This is a genomic window from Paracoccus salsus (assembly GCF_021556615.1).
GTDB classification, from domain to species: domain Bacteria; phylum Pseudomonadota; class Alphaproteobacteria; order Rhodobacterales; family Rhodobacteraceae; genus Paracoccus; species Paracoccus salsus.
In genome coordinates, this window is record NZ_JAKGGD010000010.1 from 19924 (window position 1) to 38653 (window position 18730).

Consider the following 18730-nt stretch of genomic DNA (forward strand, 5'->3'; position numbering starts at 1 on the left):
GCTTGACATCGTGAGAGTGGGGTGCGCCGAACGGCCCGGGCCGCTCTCGAGGCCAATAATCTGTCGTGCGCCTTTGTGTCGCGTTCTGATGCGTTGCATCAACCTCAGGACCAGGGCCACCGGCGGGCCGGCCGCTCGGGGTCGAGAAGATCATTTTCCCGCAAGACGGCATCCGCGATCACGCCGAAATCGGGCGGCTCGAACGGCACCAGCGACCGACCGTCTCCGCGCGTCGCCTCGATGGCTCCGATCAACGATCCGTTCGCCGTGTCGACCGCTCGCTCGAATTGCCGTGGCGCGACGCCCAGATGCTCTGCGACAAGCGCGGTGCGCAGGCCCGCGATCTTGGCCCTCAGGCTGTCTTCGTCCGACAGGCCCTCTGTCACCTCGACCGACAGGTCGCATTCGGTGTCGAAGCCCATCGACCGGTTGTTCAGGTTGGACGAGCCCACCCGCATCAGCGTGTCGTCCATGATGACGATCTTTGCGTGCACGTAGATCGGCGTCCCGCCCTGTGTCACCGGGGTATAGAGCCTGAAGCGTTTGTGCGCGTCGGCCTTCCTGACAAGCGCCAGCAACCGCGCCCGGGCCGAGCCCATCGCCTTTTCCTCGAGCCAGCCTTGCGCCGACTCGGGATTGACCACGACGAATTCGGGGCCGTCCGGATCGGCCAGCCTCGCGGCAATCGCCTCGGCAAGGGTGCGCGAGGCAAAATACTGGCTTTCGATGTAGAGTGTGCGGCGCGTGGCCGCGATGATCGCAAGGTAAAGCGCTTCGATCTCGTGGACTGCCTCGCGCCCCGCATGGCCCGCCGACGTGCGCGAGATCGCGACCGGGAAGTCCTTCAGCAGCGGCTCTAGGGTCTCCGGCCAGAGCGGCTTCACGGCGGGCGGTGGCGGGATCTTTTCCCCCGTCGCATACTCCCATCGTTTCCGCACGAGATCACCCAGCGCACGTGCCGCCGCGCCGTCGACCGCGATGGACGCTTCGTGCCATGGTCCGTAGGAACGCTTCGTTGTGGGCCTGACCCGGCACGGGCTGTCATCCGCGTGTTCGGACGTGTCCCATCTTTCGGCGGTGGCATCGATGCCGCCGCAAAACGCCAGCGCGTCGTCGATAACGATGATCTTCTGATGATGGGCCGCACCGCTGGCATGCGCGTGGTCAAGCTTAAGACGGATGCGCCGTCCGATCAGCCAATCCGCAAGCCTGAGCGGCGTGGAGCCCCGACCGAGCGTCCCCAGAAGGCCCACGTCCCATTGCAGAAGATGGATCCTCAGATCGGGGCGGCGGCGCACCAGCCAGCTGAGAAACCTGCCCAATTTATGCGGTGCGTCGTCCGGCTCCTTGCGCGGATCGAGGTCGATCCGCGTGTCGAATTCCCACCCGACCATGATGACGCTGTGCTGCGCCTTTTGCATCACCTCGTGCAGCGCGCTGAAGTAGTCAGCCGCATCGACGATCACGGCCAGGCGATCCGCCGTCTCGATCCGCCAGCAGGTTTCGCCCGGCCGGAGAACTGGTCGTGTGGCATCCATGAGTGTTCTCCCGCGGTGGGTTCGTTCCTGTCGCCTTTCATCAATTTTCGCAAAGGCCGCAAAGTTCCCACGCCACCTGTGAATCTGCGTCGTGCGAGGCGAACCTGCTGATGCCCTGCGCAAACGGGTCGAAACCCGGTTGCCGCACGGACGACGGTGTCCGGCTTGCTATCGCCGTTCGCATGGGTCCAAGCGGCTTTGTCGATCTGCCACTTAATGGTTCGTGGCACCTCGGCCGTTGGGCCGAGGTGCCACGTTCTTGCGGTGAGGCAGAGCCGGACAAATGTCCCGGTCACTGCTCCCGGATCAGTTGCCACCCTGATCGGCATCCTGCTCGGGATTCTGATCGGACACCTGCTCGGGATCGGTCCGGTCTTCCTCTTCATCCGCTGCGCCGCGGACCGTGACGGCCGCCTCACCGGTGTCACCACCAGAGACGCGGATCTCCGGCTCACCGATGGCAGTCACCGTCACTTCCGGCTCTTCGACTTCGTAGCTGACCACAGCTTCGCCACGGTTGAACACGATCTCGGGCATTTCGGTATCCTGGCCGGCGCTCACCGTCGCTTCGCCTTGTTGAACCGTGATCCGGGGCGCCAGGTCCTCTTCGGTGGCGCCTTGCGGGGCGAACCGGCCGTCCTCGAGTTCGACAAGGTCGGTCGGGCCTTCACCACCGATCGTCAGTTCGACCACCGGATCGGGCATGTTCACGTTCACCACCGGCTCGGGGATGCGAACCTCGATCGTCGGCCTGACTTCGGACATTTCGAGGGTCGACTCGGGCCATGTAATGACGATCTCGGGTTCGGGAATCATCACGGTGACTCGCGGCTGGGGGATCTCGACATTCACGGTGGGCCTGGCCTGACGGATGACTATCTGCGGCGCCTTCTCGTCGATGGTGACGCTCTGGCGCGGCATGGTCCAGACGACCTCGGGGGTGCCGGTGTCCACATCGACTTCGGCTGGCGGCTGATATACGGCGACGTCGGCGTCGACTTCGATCTCCTGCTGCACGATCATGCGTTGGGTGGCCGTATCGGTGGCAACCAGCTCAAGAGACTCGCGGTTGATCGTCCCCTCTTCGTCCCAGGCGGTGAAAACGACGCGACACTGGTTGGCATCGCCCGCAGCGATGACGTCTTCGACCTGGGTGCGGACGTCGGCTTCGATCCCCGACTCGTTGGTCAGCCGTTCGGCCAGGGTAACGCAAGCCTGGGTATCCAGGGTGCCGTCCGCCTGGTCATTGGTCTGTGCATGCGCCGTGCTGAACGCAACAGCCGCAACTGAACTCAGAAGTGCGATGCGCGAGGTTTTCTTGAACATGGTGGGTCTCCTACTTCTTTCGTTGGATACCCTTGACAACCGTTCACCACCCGGCACGTTCCCATTTCATTCGCGGAAGTACGGCAAGCCGCTGTTCCTGCACGGAAGACATGTCGCGTGCGCGCAACGGGTGTCGCAGGTCGGATGTCTGTCCCCGCTGTCTGGCCCCCCTGTCTGGCTCGGGTGACTGGCCCCGTGACACGCACTGTATATCCAGAATATCCAGATGCCGCTGTTTCGGTCGAAACACGCATTCGAACCATCCGACAGGAACGAAAACCGCGCGCGATGGTTTTGAAAGCATCCGCCTCGTGGTCTGCCGCGACGCGACCAAATAAACCGGTCAGGGTGGCCGCGCAATGTCGCTGCCAGGATCAAAGCCAAAGGTAGGTCAATCCATGCGTCCAGGGATTATTATAGCGATCGTGATCGCAGTTGCCATCATCATCGGCGGACTCTTCTGGGTCAACACCCGGTCCGACGAGGTGGGATTGGAGGAGCAGGGCACGGAACCGCTCGCGCCGGCCGTGGGTGAAGAGGGCCGCGCGAGCGACAGCCCGTTGACCGGCGACGCGGAGATTGCAGGCGGAGACGAAGCCGGGATGGGCGACGACGCGCCCCCGGTGGTGGGCGATGAAATCACCGAGGGTGCGATTGTGGTGGACTCGGCCACCGATGGGCCCGTCATTCTTGATCCAGAAGACACGGCGACCTCAACCCGCGACATCAACGATGCAGACCCCACCAATTCCGCGGCCATGCCCGGCGCAACGGCAGATGCAACCGCAGAAGCCGGAGCCGACACCGCCGCGACGGAAACGGACGGCGCGGACAGCGCCGAAGCCGAGCAGTTGCTTACGCCGGCAGCTTTTGACCGCGACGAGATTCTCGCGCTGATCGACAACTCCGAAAAGTTGACCAACGAACAACGCTCGACGCTGCGCGCGCTGGTGGAAGGTGCAAGTGCCAATCCTGCGATGGTCGAACCCGGGATCGCGACGATCCGGAGAGCACTGGATCTGCCGCCGTTGAACTGACCTAAACGGTCAAGCCGCCAACTGCCCCGGACACGCCAGGGCCGTTGGCTATTGTTTTGAGTCTCCTCACGTTTTGGCGCAGTCGCCTGATTGCATGATTGCCCTCACCGACCTGTTTCCTGCGGCTGACAACGCAAGCCGGCTTGATCGCGATCCAAGAGGAACCCGGGATTTTCGGTTCCAACTACCTAAAAGAAATGGAACGGTCGCGGCGCAAAGACGTTCTTCTTGTAGTCGACCTAAAGGAGAAAACTTATGAAACATCTCACCACGTCCGCCTTCGCGCTTGCCGTTGCATTCGGCGGTGCTTCGATGGCGCATTCCGAAACCCACATGGACAACCAGATGGGTGTCAACAGCGGCGTCGTAGACAACGAATTGAGCAATCGCTTTATCCGCGCCGAGAATATCATCGGTGCCAACATCTACACCCAATACATGGAATACGACGAAACTGCTTGGGGTGAAACCGGCTACTACGAAGCGCTTGATACAGACTGGGAAGAAGTCGGCTCGATCTCCGATATCGTCATTTCTCGTGATGGCACGATCGTTGGCGTGATCGCAGAAGTCGGCGGTTGGCTCGATATCGGCGACGCGCATGTCGTCATTGACATGGCCGACCTGAAAACTGTCGGTGGATCCACTGAAGACGGCTATGGGGATCTGGCCTTCGTGACCCCGCTTTCCGAAGAGCAGCTCGAATCGCGCAAGGAAGTTGACAGCGGCTGGTGGTAAGCCCCCGCGCCGCTGGTTACAAACCAACGGGTTGCGCGGAGGGAGCGGCCGGACGCCGCTCCTTCCGTTCGGCGTACTCGGCCATCACTTGCATCCAGTCCTCGCGACGCGAGACGCTTCCCCGCATGGGTAAAAAATTCTGATCAAGTTCGGATGGTTGTCTGACAGGACGCTCAACCAGTCCCTCCCAGGAATGACAGCGCCCGGTCGCGGCGACAGCCGGTTCACGTGACGCCCAGGTGGAGAAAAATGTCGTGGGCGATCGAAAAAGCATATATCGACGGGTGGCTGCCGGCACCGTTCTGTGGCTTCTGGTTGCGCTGACCACAGCGTCCTTGCTGCCCTTGATCGAGACCAATATCTGGTGGATCCGTTTTCTCGATTTTCCGCGGTTACAGTTCGCACTTGTCACGATCGTGCTGATGGCGCTGTACTTCGGTCTGCGAGGCCATCCGGGTCGATTTGGTTGGGTGGCGATCTTCGGTGCCGCGGCCGCACTTGGCTACCATGCCTACAAGCTGCATCCATATAACAGACTTGTCGAACCCGCCGTGGTGGCACAGCCCGACTGTCCGGAAGGGAGTGCCCTGCGTGTCATGATCGCCAATGTGAAACGCGGGAACGAACGCGCCGAACTATTTCTCGATCAGGTCGCCGTCACGGAGCCTGATCTGTTGCTGGTGATGGAAACTGACGCGTGGTGGGACGAGCGGCTGTCGATCCTTGACAAGGATTTCCGCTACCGGATCCAGAGTATTCCTGATGATCATTCCTTTTACGGAATGCACCTTTTCTCTAAACTGGAACTGACTTCGCCCGAGTTCCGCTTCTTCTTCGGCGCGGACACGCCGACCGCAGTGGCGCATCTGCGGCTGTCTGGCGGAGAGATCATCGGGTTCATCGGCCTTCATCCACGTCCGCCCCTCGCGTTCTCTCAAACCTCGGCGATGAGGGACGCGCATGTCCTTCAGGGGGCGCTGCTTGCGCGTGAGTGGGATGCACCGACGATCCTCGCGGGCGATTTCAACGCCGTCCCATGGGAGCGCGCGACGCGACGCGCCATGCGGATCGGAGGGCTTCTCGATCCTCGCGTCGGACGCGGACTTTTCCCGACTTATGACACCGGGAGCTATCTGTTCTCCTGGCCACTCGACCAGATCCTGTTTCAGCCCCAGTTCACGCTGCATGACTTTCGCACGCTGCCGGATTTCGGGTCGGACCATCTTGCGGTGGCCGCGACCCTTTGCCATGGGCGTGGAGCAGCGCAGCATGCGCCGGAACTTCTTGCTGGTGACCTCGCCGAAGCCGAGGCTTCCATCAAAGCAGCGAGACATTCAATCAGCTCCCTGGACAACTAACGCCTGCCGCAGGTTTCCGATAAGGGCCTCGACTGGTCCAAGGGACAAGTGGATGAAAGCGTCGCCAAAGGGGGCAACGCTCCTCTGCGGTGGCGACGCGCCGGACCGCACGGGGGCCCTATTATCCGGCCACGGTGCTGGCCGATCTCGCCCCCGGAATGCCAGCCCATGACGAAGAGCCGTCCCATGACCGAGAATTTTGCCGCCGTCTCGAGGTCGGCATCCTTCAGTACGAGGTAGGCGTCATTCGACCCCAGTTCGAGCACGGTCTTCTTCAGTGCCGTCGCGACCACGGCCCCGACATGTCGCCCGGCGCCATCGCTTCCCGCAAGCGTCACACCACGAACCTTGGGGTGGGCGATCAGCGCGTCGCTGATGTCGTGGTCGATGACGATGACCTGAAACAGGTCCTCGGGCAGCCCCGCCTCGATGCAGCGTTCGCGCCGGCGCAGGCCGGACCCGGTGCAGATTCTGGCATGTTTCAGAATGCAACAGCTGCCTGCAATCAGGTTGGCGGCCAGCACGCGGATCGGCTGTGAGAGGGGAAAGTTCCAGGGCTGGATCGAATAGATGACGCCGATGGGTCGATAGCTGACAACACCGCGCCTCTGGTCGGACCCGTGCGTCCGCTCTTCATCGGCCAGCGCGTCGGGTCCGCGCCGCGCGGAATACTTACAGATCGCCGCACAACTCTCGACCTAAAGATGCCGGTCCTTCAGTAGCTTGCCGGTGTCACGCGTCATCAATGCGGCCAGCTTGTCCGCATGGTCGCGCAGCTTCTGGCCGATCTTCGTCAGGAACGGGGCCCGTTCGTGATGGGTGAGTCTGCGCCACTCCAGAAACGCCGCGTGGCAGACCTCGATCCGGTCCGTCCCCTCCTGTTCGGTCATGAGGTTGCAGGTCTGGATTTCTTTCTCGATCGCGGGATTATTGGTGGTAATTGCCGACATGCGGGTCCCTTTACGATGACGTAGGCAACGCTTGGCGCCGCCACGCGTTCCTTACCCGTGACGTCAATGCTGCAGAGAGTCGTCACTCGAATCTGATGCTGCTTTCGCCGAACCCGCGAAAGTCATCTCAGAAGCGCCCCGAAAAGCGCGGAAACGTTCTATCCATTTACCTTTTACACAGCAGGAAGCGACATGAGCACGAAGACACTTTTCATCACGGGCGCCTCGAGCGGGATCGGCGCGGCGACGGCACGCTTGGCGGTTGCGCAGGGCTGGCATGTCGGGCTGTTCGCGCGATCAAGGGACAAGCTCGACGCTCTCGCTGGCGAACTTGGCGACAAGGCCATGGCCTTGCCGGGCGACGTGACCGACCTGGACACCCTGAAGGAGGCGATGGCGACATTGGTTGGCAAGACCGGCGGGTTGGACGCGGCCTTCGCCAATGCCGGCATGGGGCTGTCGGCTGCCGGCACCGAAGCAGGCGACCCGAAGGAATGGAAGCGGATGATCGGCGTGAACGTTCTGGGCGTCCTCTGGACCGTCATGGCCGCAATGCCGCACCTGAAAGAGCGGGCGGGTCATCTTCTGCTGACCGGGTCCGCTGCCGGAAGGCGCCACATTTCTGGGTCGGTTTACGGCGCGTCGAAGTGGTTTGTACACGGATATGGCGGCAATCTGTCCGAGGAAATGAAGTCTTTCGGCGGCCGATGCACGGTCATCGCACCAGGCATGGTCGACACGGCGTTCTTTGACGAGCCGAAGCCCGACAAGCTGCAGCCCGAGGATGTGGCCAAAGCAGCGATTTTTGCCCTCGATGCAGATGCCCGCTGCGCCGTAAACGAGATTTTTCTCATGCCAACACAATGAATTCGTTTCGGACTGATGCGATCTCTTCCTGATGGAATCCGTGTGGAAGCGAAAACGGAGACTGACCTGGAAGAGGCAAGTGGCGGATGCGATGGGCCTGACGTCTAGCCTTAGCCGATGTGCGATTAAGATCAATATTCTACCATCCGGCTAAGGCAGATCCGGCGATCGGCCGCAGTGTCATGGACAGGGTCGGCATTTTCCACCACGGCCGTATTGCTTGAGAGCTGCCGGGCTTTGCCGTCCCGGATGGAGCCAATAGGGATCAGAAGCCGTGCCGACGCAGCTCGGTCGCGATGCGCGCACGGGATCCGGTGTCGCGAGTCGGAAAGGCGGCGAAGTAGTCTGCCGCCGAAGCATCGGGCTTGCGCCTGCGCACCTCTTGCCGCCACCGCGCTGCCTGGTCGTGGCGACCGGCTAGACTGTTCGCAGCAAGCGCGATCATGGCGATCAGGTGATGGGCACCGGGAGTGGTCGCCGCGCGGTCTGCCCAGTGAGCCGCCGCCTGATGCTCTTCCTGCTGCACCAGCATCTGGGCACGAACGCCGTGGACGCCGTAGAGCAGCGGGTCGAGCGGGCTCAGATGCAGCGAGGTCTCCAGAGCGCCGAAGGTCGCCGGCGCATCTCCTGTCAGCATTGCGGTGAAGGCCGAGGCGTAAAAGCCTTGAGCGTAGTTGGGGTTCAGCGCCGTCGCCCGCGCCAGCCAGTCGAGGGCGACCTCGGGCTCGTCGGTCAGCCAGAACGAACGGCCCATCGTGAAGTTCGCAAACGGGTCAAGCGGGTCCAGTTCCAAACTGTTTTCGGCGTGACGCCGCGCGTTGCGCCCTGCCGCCGCCGGATCGGCGCTCAGACGCAGGAAGGCGTCGAGAAAGCTGGTGAAGGAAAGTCCCGCATGGGCGCGCGCGAATTGCGGATCGGCCGTGACCGCCCGTTCGAAACAGCCTTGCGCGAGCGCCGTGTCGACAGCGGTAAAACGATAGAGATGAGCCAGGCCGAGATGATAGTTTGACCAGGCGTCCAGGCTCTCGGGATCATTCAGCCGCGCGAGACGCGCCTCGTTGAATGGAATATGCGTCTCAAGTGCCGCAATCAGGTGCGCCACGATGCGCGCCCTGAGGTCACCGATCTGATCGACAGGAGCGACGAGGCGATCCGCCCAGAGGATTTCGCGAGAGCTTGCGTCGGTCAGTTCCAGGGTCACTGCGATCGTGCGTCTGGGACTCTCGATGATGCCGGACAGAATGTAGCGCGCAGTGAGTGCCGTCGATACCAGATCGAGATCGATGCCGGCCTGTCGGAAACGGAAGGACGAGCCACGTGCAATGACCGCAAGCCATCGCAGCCGCGACAGCGCCTCGATGATCTCATGGGGGATGGCATCGCTCATGATGGCCAGCTCGGGCAACATGCCGAGCGGCCGAAACGGCAGCACAGCCATGGAGGGACGACCGCCGGGATGATCGGAAGACGGATGGACGATACTTTCGGAAGCCGCAGGCGCGGGCGCCAGGGCAGTCGCTTCGGCGACAAATCGGAACCCGCGCCCATGAACGGTGCGGATCACGGCCTGTCTCGCTCCGTCGTCGTCAACCGCCTGACGGGCCGAGCGGATCCGGCTGGAAATGCTTGCGTCAGAAACCGCCTGACCCTGCCAGACAGCGGTCGCGATCTCGTCCTTCGTCACCATGCGATCGCGGTTTCGGACAAGATGGATCAAGACGGAGAGAACCTGCGGCTCTACCCGCACCGGCATACCGCCGCGACTAAGCTGGAATCGCTCGGGGTCGAGTCGGAACTCTCCAAATGTCCATGCCATGCGCGAGCATACTGCACAATGACGGTCTTCTACAGGAAATCTTCAGAACTCCGTCAAGCTTTTCCGAAGCGCATGCGGCAAACTCAAGGAGTGCGATCGCGTTGGGTGCGAAAAATCCAAGAATTCAACGGAGAGAACGATGCAAGAAAATGCGATAGAAACAAGGCGGTTCGAAGCGCCCGATCAGCTTCTGGACATGAAGGATCGCGGCGGAATCTCCATCGTCAAGATGGCCGATGGCAGTTCGGGAATGCATGCAATCTTCGAACCCGGCTGGACGTGGGAGACTGACGAGAAACCGCTGCTCGGCTCACCCGACTCATGTCCCATGCGGCACACCGGCTATTGCATCTCGGGCAAGCTGGTGGTCCGCATGATCGACACGGGCGTCGAGACGCGCATCAGCACGGGCGATTTCTTTGAAATCCCGGCGGGGCATGACGCCTATGTCGAAGGCACCGACCGGGTCGAACTGATCCTGTTCGCGCCGCCCGAACACCAGCACTGACTGGCTGCCGCTCATGCTGCTTCGCTCGACCGCGATGGCCGGGACCATCCTGACGCGCAAGCGCATGGCGGACTGAGACATGCCGCGGCCGGATAGGTCGGTCGATGAAAACAGAATGGAGGAAGCCAATGGACACCGTTCCAGGACGCACAACGACGGGACGCGGCCGGCTTTTCGACAGCGTTCTCGAAACCATCGGAGACACTCCCGCGATCCGGATCAATTCTCTCGCGCCGGCGGGGACAGACATCTATGTGAAGGTCGAGGCCTTCAACCCGGCCGGGTCGGTCAAGGACCGGCTGGCGATCAGCATCATCGAGGAGGCTGAACGGAACGGAACCCTCAGCCCGGGGCAGACGGTGATCGAGGCGACGTCGGGAAATACCGGGATCGGGCTGGCCATGGTCTGCGCAGCGAAGGGCTATCCGCTGGTGGTGACGATGGCCGACAGCTTTTCGGTCGAACGCCGCAAGCTGATGCGGATGATGGGCGCGAAAGTCGTGTTGACGCCGCGGGCCCAAAAGGGTCTTGGCATGTATCGCAAGGCGGTGGAACTGGCCGAGGCGAATGGCTGGTTCCTGGCCCACCAGTTCGAGACCGAGGCCAACGCGCGCATCCACGAGAACACCACCGCGCGCGAGATCCTCGCGGATTTTTCCGGCGAGCGGCTGGATTACTGGGTCACCGGCTACGGCACGGGTGGCACGGTCACGGGCGTTGGTCGCGTTCTGCGCCGCGAGCGGCCCGAGACCAAGATCGTCCTGTCGGAGCCAGCCAATGCGCAGCTTCTGGGCAGCGGCCATCCGCAGGCGCGCAATTCCGATCACTCACCCGCCGAAAGCCACCCTGCTTTCGAGCCGCACCCGATCCAGGGCTGGACCCCGGATTTCATTCCCCATGTCTTGCAGGAAGCGGTGGATGACGGGCTTTATGACGAACTGATCCCGGTTGCCGGCCCCGAGGGCATTGCCTGGGCTCAGCGGCTCGCCCAGAAGGAAGGTATCCTGACGGGCGTCTCGGGCGGATCGACCTTCGCCGTCGCGATGAAGATTGCCGAGCGGGCCGGACCGGGGACCGTCATCCTTTGCATGCTGCCCGATACGGGCGAACGCTACATGTCGACGCCGCTGTTCGAAACGATTCCCGAGGACATGACCGAGGAAGAAGCAGCGCTGTCGCTTTCGACGCCAGGTTTCCAGATGGCCGCAGAGTAGAAGACGGGAGGCCAAGGGGCATGCCGTATCCGCCAGACGGTCGGCGGCGAGGCGACCGGCGACGCGGGCGGTGCGGCGGCCCTGACGCGTCCTGATGGTCATCCATCCGGGCGAAACGTTTCGGCTTGGGAAAGCGGGCAATGGATACGAACGCGGCTGAGACGAACATGGTCGAAGAGACCCTCGACCCTGCGGATTGGGAGACGCTTCGTGTCCTTGCCCGTCGTGTCGTCGACGACGCGATCAACTATACCCGCGACGTTCGCGATCGCCCTCTCTGGCAGGACATGCCGCCCGAGGTGCGCACAAGGTTCCGCAGCCCGGCGCCGCAGAAAGGTCGGCCGCTGGCCGAAGTCTACGACGACCTCGTAACAAACCTGCTGCCTTACCCGATGGGCAACATCCATCCGCGATTCTGGATGTGGTACATGGGGTCGAGCAACTTCACCGGCGCATTGGGTGATTTCCTTGCAGCCATTATCGGCTCGAACCTGGGCGGCGGCGACCATGCCGCAGCCGAGATCGACAAGCAGGTCGTCAACTGGCTGAAGGAAATGATGGGCTATCCGGCGACATCCAGCGGCACGCTGGTCTCGGGCGGTTCCATGGCCAACCTGATCGGACTGACAGTGGCCCGCAACCAGATGTCCGGCATCGACCTGCGTGAATTGGGTCTGGGCGCCCTGAATGCGCCCCTGCGATTCTACGGCTCGGACCAGATCCATTCCTGTCACCAGATTGCGGTAGAGGCGATGGGGATGGGTAACCGCGCGCTGTGCCGCGTGCCATCCGACGCAGCCTGCCGGATGGATCTGGCGGCCCTTCACAGGGTCGTCGCCAATGACCGGGCGGCCGGGTTGCATCCTGCATGCGTGATTGCAACCGCCGGCACGGTCAATACCGGCGCCATCGACGATCTGGCGGCAATCGCCGACTTCTGTGCTGACGAAGGACTGTGGCTGCATGTGGATGGATTACATCAACAACAAGGCGCAATACACGTTCGGTTTCAGCGAGGCTCTGACCGATGACCGGCGACAACCCGAGGCGTCGCTTGAGGCGATGGCGGACGCATGGGAGCAGGGTTGGAGCGGGACGCCCAAAAACGGGCACAGCTCGCATCTGCTGATCTCGTTTCCGCCCGATACCGCGCCGCGCGATGCGGCGGCCATCGCCGAGGAAATGTGTGAGCGGGCGTTCGGCGGCGAGAAGGAGTTCGCCGATGATCGGTGGGAATATGTCGCGGCGCTGCATACGGATCGGACGCACCCGCATGTGCATGTGCTGGTCAATAATCGTGGGGTCGAGAATGGCAGCTGGTTCTACCTGTCGAACAAGCTGGATTCCCCGTTCACCTATCAGGGGTTCCGGAACCTGATGGTGTCGGTGGCGCAGGAATACGGCGTCCATCTTGAGGCGACGACGCGCTACGAGCGCGGCGATCTTCAGTATTCGCCATCCTCGGCGCAGTGGCGGCAGGGCAGGGCGCCTGGCAGCCGGGCTCTGACGGATCGCGTGATGGCGATGTTGATCGACGAGGCGGATGAGTGGGGAGAGGTGGCGAAGGCCGCGAAGCTGGTGGGCAACGCGCGTGTGGCGGAGGTCGCGAATCGGATGATCCAGGGCATCGCCAACCAGAGCCCGATTTCAAGAAAGGAATTCGAGATGGTCCTGGAGAATGTCGAGACGCCGGAGGCTTTCGAGGCGGCAATTCATGGGTGGGCGGAGCGGATGCGGGACAAGGTCCTGGAGCTGCCGCCCGACATGCAGGGCAAGCACTTCACGGCCATCGGGGATTTCCTTGAGGATGTGAAGCAGGATTACGGTGTCGTCGTCGAGGTGGAGGGGATCGAGCATCCCGGCCCGATCGCGAACAGCCTGCATGTCGATGGCGATCTGCTGGTCCGTCGCGCCGGGGATTATGTTCCCGAGGGCCGCGACATTGGCCGGGAGACGCTGGCGACAGCCGTCGAGATGTTCTCGGCCGGGGTCGTGACCGAGCGGGATATCCGTGTCTATGCCGGCGACGATCTGAGCGACGAGGGTGTTGCATATTTCAAGACGGCCCTGCGCGCGGTCGAGCTTGCGAATGTGGATTACAGTTTCGAGGCCCGACCAGGCGCGGTGGCGGATTTCTGGCAAAAGTTCGACGAGCTGTCGGGTGATGCCGGGATCGACCGGCAATTCGCCAAGGGGGTGTTCGAGAACGATCTTCTGAACGACGACCAGAAGCGTGGCGTGCTGTCCTCTGCCGTTGATCCCGAGCGCGGCCCGAAGATCTCGGCCGACGAGATGTTCGACAGGGTTCAGGACGTGCGCGGCGAGATGCGGGCCAATATCATGTCGCCCGACAGCGATTACCTGCGGTCCTTCATGCAGCGCCTGACCGAGCGCGAGTATCCATCCGCGGCGCCGGAGTTCGCCAACCGCGAGAGCGAGCGGGAATACGCGGCGGCGCTTCGTGCCGAGTTCGGAGCCAAGGGCCTGGAGCGCATGGCCGAGGGGGATTACCGCGATCTCGACGCCATCACGCCGAACCGCCTGCACCAGCGCGAGCTGGCCGCCTCGGTGATGGCGATGGCGGAGCGGCCGGAACATGCCGAGAAGCTTGGGCTGTCACGCGAGCAGATCGCCGAGGGATACGAGGCGGCCGACGAGCCGCACAAGGCGCGGCGGGTGCTCGGCCAGGGCAGCACCGGCGACGATTTCTCGCTCTGAGGGGAGGGCCTCATGGACCTTGACCTGAAAGACCGGGTGCGGATCGTCGCCGGCATCGTCATGACCCTGCTGATCGCGGTGATCGCATCGAGCCTGGTGCTGAACGGAGCGAGTCGCGATTTCAGCGGCAGCCCTGTCTCGATCCTGGGCATTCTGCGCGATTTCAGCTTACAGACCGAGGCGCAGAAGATCGCGGCGGCGATCTTCCTCGGCGTGGTTGCGCTCTGCATCGTGTTCATCGGCGTGATGATCTACAGCACGACCACGACCCGCTATGGCACCGCGCATTTCCAGGGGATCAAGGAAATGCGCAAGAACGGCTTCGTCACGCCGCTGGAAGAGGGCGGACTGATCTTCGGCAAGGTCGCGCGCCCGCCCAAGGAGCTGCGCGGCAGGCCGCTGGAGGTGGTGGAGTCCACGCCGAAGGAAGCGCTCAATGCGGAGTTCATCTCGGCGCCGATCGACGCCTTTCCGCAATGCCTGCTGATCGGTCCGACGCGCTCGGGCAAGGGGGTGTCCTATCTCACGCCCAATTGCCTCCTGGCGGATGGCTCGCTGGTGGTGCTCGATGTGAAGGGCGAGCTCTTCCGCAACACGTCGCGGATGAGGGTGGAACTGGGCGATGAAGTCTTTCGCTTCGCGCCCTATGATTTCGAGCACGGCTCGCATCACTACAATCCACTGGCCCGCATCGCGGCGATCACGCATCCCAATCGCCAATATGCAGAGCTGGACAAGCTTGCGGACAACTTCCTGGTCACGAAAGGCGAGGGGTCTGCCGCGAACTTCCTTGGCGGCGCCAAGCAGTGGTTCATCGCCGCCTGCCTGCGCGCCATCGAGATGGGCGATCCGACGCTGACCCGCGTCCATGCGCTGATGTTCGGCGACGGCAGCGAGATCGGGGTGAGCGACAGCGACCGCTATAATGCCATCGCGAGGGCATCGGGCATTGCCATCGTGCGCCGCGAGTTCTCGAATTTCGGCAACCTCGATCCGAAGATCCGGCAATCCTACAGCCAGGTCATGAGCGACAGCGGGTTGAAGCAGTGGGCCAACCCGCAGATCCAGGCCGTCACACGCCGGGACGATATCCGGTTCGGCGATATCCGCTCGCGCCGGCAGTCGGTCTATATCGTGGTGCAGTCGGACGATCTCTCGCCGCTCAACGCGGTGATCCGGCTGATGTTCACGGACCTGATCGCCTCGATCCGGCAGACCAGCTCGGACCACGACAGCGGGCTGGGGCAGGTGTTCATCATGCTCGACGAGTTCGACCAGCTCGGCTACATGCCGATCGTCCAGCAGTCGATGAAGCAGCTTGCCGGTCACGGCGCGCGCACGACGGTGGTCACACAGTCGATCCCCGGCCTGAAATCGGTGGGCTACAGCGATGCCGAGGTCGAAAGCCTGATCGCCGGCTGCGAGATGAAGATCTATATCTCTCCCAACGATCATTCGACCACGGAAGAGATCACCAAGGCGCTCGGCACCCGGACGGGCTTCAAGGCGTCCTACAGCTATACGCTGAACGACTTCTCGAACCGCAGCGTCAATGTCTCGACCGAAGAACTGCCGCTGATGTCGCCGGCGCAGCTGCGCAGGCTGCCCAAGACCAAGATGCTGCTGATGCCGGAAGGGCACCTGCCGATCCTGGCCGACAAGATCGTCTATTACGCCGATCCGGTCTTCAAGCGCATCTTCGAGAGCCAGAAGGGGCCCTATCCCTATCCGTCGCGCGAGTTGCAGCATCTCGACCGGCTCGAACAGCAGGTTGTGCGGGGTGCCGTGGAGAAACGGCAGATGCGCGAGGCGCTTGCCGAGGCGCAGAAGTTCGAGGTGGCGGCAGCGCAGGAGAAGCGGCGGCCTGCAAGCGTGCCAAAAGTCAAGGAACGCGATGAGCTGGACGATCAGATGACGACGATTGAGGACGCGATCCGGATCGACAAGGACGAGGCGGCGGCAAAAGAGGCCGCGATGAACGCGAAGCTGTCAAAAAAGTCGGCTGGTGGCACCTGACAAGAGGCTGTGTTCCAAGACGCAGCTAAGCTTTTTCGGCATCATGTGACGGGGCGCTCGCATGCCCCTCCAAGATCTTGCCTTCGTCCCTATTAAGCGGCTGCCGGCGACGGGATGGAACCAACATAAGGCGCTGTCCGAAGGGCAGAGGTTTAATGTATGGGGTCTGAAACACTTTAAAAGGTGATGGGCATGCTGACAGCACGCGATCCTCTGGCGGCAAATAATGAGCGCGTGAAGCTGTTTGCAAGCTTCGTCAACGCGGTTGCTTTGGGATTGATCGGCTTCGCTATCTTGCGCCCCTTGGTCGAGGACATCGCCAACGCAAGCCTGTCCACACTATGGTGGGGAGTGACAGGACTCGCATTGCATGGATTTTCGCACTATATTCTAGGTCTGATCCGAAAAGAGGTGAAGGAATGACGTTCTTCGAGTTCATCGTGCCTGTCATCGCCATCGCTGTTGCCGGCGGCGGATTCCTTCTCCTGCGCGCACAAGGCCGCAAGCTGAACAAGCACTACCCCGCAGAGTAATCAGCCAGGCGCTGCGTCTCGCAGAGCCGCACTCAACCATATTCGATCGCTGGACCGCCCTGTCGGCCCTACGGCGCCCCGTCCGCATCCAACGCGGGAAACCAGATTTCCGCGATGCCGCGCTGTCCGGTCCGGCGATCCTCCATGACCTGGATCACGCAGTGGATCGACTGGCGGAAGTTTTCCAGCAGTTCGCTGTGGTCGATGCGGGCGCCGGATTGGCGGATCAGCGAGGACAGTTTCTCGAAGGCCATGCGGGCGGTGCTGGCATGGATCGTGGTCATGGAGCCCTCGTGGCCGGAGTTGATCGCTTCCATGAAGGTCTGCGCCTCCGGCCCCAGGAGCTCGCCCAGGATGATCCGGCGTGGATTGAGACGCAGGCACGCCTGGAGCAGCTTTGTCGGGTTGCGCGGGCTCGACGGGTCCAGTTCGGATTGCAGCATCAGGCTATTGGGCTGCGTCGGGAACAGCTCGACACCCTTCTCGATGGTGACGATGCGTTCGTCCGGCTCGATGAAGGAGATATAGCGCCGGGTCAGGGCGGTCTTGCCGCTGTCGGTGGCCCCGGAGATCACGAGATTCATCCGTTCACGGGCCAGAGCGGCCAGATCTGCGCCGCATCAGGGCCGGGATCGAGGCCGTCGCCGCACGATCCGCACAGGACGATTGACCCATGCGCTTCATCAGATCGGCCCGTCACCCCTTTACCGACACCGCCCGCAAGCGAGCCGCGCTGGCCCGCGGACAGAAAGCCGAGCGCGAGACGCTGCCCTTGTTCGCCGCCGAGATCGCGGCCCATCAGAAAAGCTCTGACGATGTGATGCAGGATCGCGCGAATGCCTGGGCCGCCAGCGAGGCCCGCAACCGCCAGCGCCGCGCCGATCAGTGGCGGCGTGCCAGCCCGGCAGCGGCGCAGGGTCCGGGCGGCGTGGGACGCCGCGCCCTATCCCGCCGATCCGGTCTATCTGCTGGATTTCCTGCACAGACTTGAGGCCGGGCGTATCGCCCTCGATGCCCTGTCCTTCACCCTGCGGCGCGTGAACCTGCGCGGCCATGCGATCATGGGCAGGCTGACCTCAATCCTTCTGCGACGAAGGTTGACTGGCCCCGCGATCCTCGTGGGGCCTTTCTTTTGCGAGGTGGCAGGGGTTGCCCCGTCCGGACCCCCGGCTGAACGCCGGGAGACAGGACAGGCCCGGCGCTTCGCGCCGAGCCGCGCCATGGGCGCGGCAGCGAGAACCATCCGGCCCAACAATCGTGCCTGGCCCCGGCCGAGGATCGGCCGGGGCCAGGCCGCAGCGAAGCAAAGGGCGGCTGCCAGCAACAGCCAAGCTGACAGTGCGGACCTCCCTGCTAAGAGCAGCGAAAGCTGGCTTCGAGCCCTCTCTACCACTTCGTCCGAGTGCAGCGAACGGCCGCTCCCACGACTAGCCATAAACGTGCCAAAACAACGTCGGTTTTGCCTTTGGGTATTGTCCATGCTAACCTCCTGATGTGGCCACAGCATGAGTGGGGGGGGGTCAGATACGACCATTTTTGTCCAGAGATTCTGGCATGTAGTCGCAACTTACCTGTGTTATTCTGAAACAGCATTGTGAGAGGTCAGCAACGCTGTGGGTGGAATTATTTTTGCAAAATGGAAGCATGTCTTAATTTTTAGTGGTCTTGTTGGCGCGGCAGCGGGTGGCTATTTCTTGGCGTCTGATGGTGATTCATGAGCGAGACGCAGCCACAACACGAGGAAGACCCAGCTTCACGACAAGAAAAGGACTGCCAGGCTCGCCACCGCGAAAATACGGAACACTGGCGTAACATTGCCCAGATTATCGGAGCGGTCGCGACCTTTTTTCTTCTCGTCTTCTCCATAGTCGGCTTCTTCTCACTGCAGAAATCTAGGCAGCAGGACGCAAAGGAGCGAAATAGGCTCGCAGAGATAACTCTGCTGAAGGACTTCTTGCCGAAGTATACCCTAGATGGAGAGATCGAAACGTATATCCCGGAGGACGGAATCGCGGGTAATGTCCGAGCACGTGGTGTAATTTCACCGGCTCGTTCGGTGTAATCTCAGGTGGCCATCGAGGTGTATGGTCGAGGTGGAGTTTGGCGACTTC

General features: G+C 62.3%; 16 protein-coding genes and 1 pseudogene. 12 read left to right on the top strand and 5 right to left on the bottom strand.

The annotated features are described in order from the left end of the window. Positions 1 to 104: 104 nt before the first annotated feature. Entirely contained in the window at positions 105 to 1538 is a 1434-nt protein-coding gene (locus tag L1965_RS15110; RefSeq protein ID WP_235757272.1) for a phospholipase D-like domain-containing protein, read from the bottom strand. A 306-nt stretch (positions 1539 to 1844) separates the two neighbouring features. Further along, a complete protein-coding gene (locus L1965_RS15115; protein ID WP_235757273.1) occupies positions 1845 to 2864 on the bottom strand; it encodes a hypothetical protein in 1020 nt (339 codons plus the stop codon). 398 nt (positions 2865 to 3262) lie between these two features. On the opposite strand from L1965_RS15115, the gene L1965_RS15120 reads away from it, so the two are divergent. The 3 genes from L1965_RS15120 (at position 3263) to L1965_RS15990 (ending at position 5997) form a co-directional block, all read left to right on the top strand. Beyond that, a complete protein-coding gene (locus L1965_RS15120; RefSeq protein ID WP_235757274.1) occupies positions 3263 to 3901 on the top strand; it encodes a hypothetical protein in 639 nt (212 codons plus the stop codon). A gap of 255 nt (positions 3902 to 4156) precedes the next feature. Next, positions 4157 to 4639 (top strand): PRC-barrel domain-containing protein, encoded by a 483-nt coding sequence (locus tag L1965_RS15125; RefSeq protein WP_235757275.1) that lies wholly within the window; start codon positions 4157 to 4159, stop codon positions 4637 to 4639. 239 nt (positions 4640 to 4878) lie between these two features. Further along, positions 4879 to 5997 (top strand): endonuclease/exonuclease/phosphatase family protein, encoded by a 1119-nt coding sequence (locus L1965_RS15990; RefSeq protein ID WP_235757276.1) that lies wholly within the window; start codon positions 4879 to 4881, stop codon positions 5995 to 5997. On the opposite strand, the pseudogene L1965_RS15135 reads toward L1965_RS15990, so the two are convergent. Beyond that, positions 5994 to 6947, bottom strand: a pseudogene (locus L1965_RS15135) (aldehyde dehydrogenase family protein). The gene L1965_RS15990 and the pseudogene L1965_RS15135 overlap by 4 nt on opposite strands. Positions 6948 to 7139: 192 nt before the next feature. Between L1965_RS15135 and L1965_RS15140 the strand changes: the two are divergent. Further along, the gene (locus L1965_RS15140; protein ID WP_235757277.1) at positions 7140 to 7814 is read left to right on the top strand and encodes an SDR family oxidoreductase; all 675 of its coding nucleotides are present in this window, start codon (positions 7140 to 7142) and stop codon (positions 7812 to 7814) included. Positions 7815 to 8079: 265 nt separating this feature from the next. Here L1965_RS15140 and L1965_RS15145 read toward each other — a convergent pair whose 3' ends face one another. Further along, entirely contained in the window at positions 8080 to 9630 is a 1551-nt protein-coding gene (locus L1965_RS15145; protein WP_338421492.1) for a winged helix-turn-helix domain-containing tetratricopeptide repeat protein, read from the bottom strand. Between the two features lie 139 nt (positions 9631 to 9769). Here L1965_RS15145 and L1965_RS15150 point away from each other — a divergent pair, with 139 nt between their 5' ends. From L1965_RS15150 to L1965_RS15175, 6 genes are all read left to right on the top strand, one after another. Then, positions 9770 to 10138 carry a cupin domain-containing protein gene (locus L1965_RS15150; RefSeq protein ID WP_235757278.1) on the top strand — a complete coding sequence of 123 codons (369 nt, stop codon included), beginning with the start codon at positions 9770 to 9772 and terminating at the stop codon, positions 10136 to 10138. Positions 10139 to 10266: 128 nt separating this feature from the next. Continuing rightward, the gene (gene cysK, locus L1965_RS15155) at positions 10267 to 11352 is read left to right on the top strand and encodes a cysteine synthase A (protein ID WP_235757279.1); all 1086 of its coding nucleotides are present in this window, start codon (positions 10267 to 10269) and stop codon (positions 11350 to 11352) included. Between the two features lie 167 nt (positions 11353 to 11519). After that, positions 11520 to 12383 (top strand): pyridoxal phosphate-dependent decarboxylase family protein, encoded by an 864-nt coding sequence (locus tag L1965_RS15160; RefSeq protein ID WP_235757280.1) that lies wholly within the window; start codon positions 11520 to 11522, stop codon positions 12381 to 12383. Then, positions 12316 to 14070, top strand: coding sequence for a relaxase/mobilization nuclease domain-containing protein (locus L1965_RS15165; RefSeq protein ID WP_235757281.1), 1755 nt, complete (start codon positions 12316 to 12318; stop codon positions 14068 to 14070). Before L1965_RS15160 ends, L1965_RS15165 begins: the two co-directional genes overlap by 68 nt. A gap of 12 nt (positions 14071 to 14082) precedes the next feature. Then, a complete protein-coding gene (locus L1965_RS15170) occupies positions 14083 to 16086 on the top strand; it encodes a type IV secretory system conjugative DNA transfer family protein (RefSeq protein ID WP_235757282.1) in 2004 nt (667 codons plus the stop codon). Between the two features lie 192 nt (positions 16087 to 16278). Further along, complete coding sequence (locus L1965_RS15175; protein WP_235757283.1) at positions 16279 to 16509, top strand: hypothetical protein; 231 nt, start codon at positions 16279 to 16281, stop codon at positions 16507 to 16509. Between the two features lie 178 nt (positions 16510 to 16687). Here L1965_RS15175 and L1965_RS15180 read toward each other — a convergent pair whose 3' ends face one another. Continuing rightward, positions 16688 to 17227 carry a CpaF/VirB11 family protein gene (locus L1965_RS15180; protein WP_338421493.1) on the bottom strand — a complete coding sequence of 180 codons (540 nt, stop codon included), beginning with the start codon at positions 17225 to 17227 and terminating at the stop codon, positions 16688 to 16690. Positions 17228 to 17292: 65 nt separating this feature from the next. Between L1965_RS15180 and L1965_RS15185 the strand changes: the two genes are divergently transcribed. Together L1965_RS15185 and L1965_RS15190 are read left to right on the top strand one after the other, a co-directional pair. Continuing rightward, entirely contained in the window at positions 17293 to 17610 is a 318-nt protein-coding gene (locus L1965_RS15185; protein WP_235757285.1) for a hypothetical protein, read from the top strand. Between the two features lie 723 nt (positions 17611 to 18333). Beyond that, positions 18334 to 18681: a hypothetical protein gene (locus L1965_RS15190; protein ID WP_235757286.1), complete on the top strand. Its 348-nt coding sequence runs from the start codon at positions 18334 to 18336 to the stop codon at positions 18679 to 18681. Positions 18682 to 18730 lie beyond the last annotated feature (49 nt).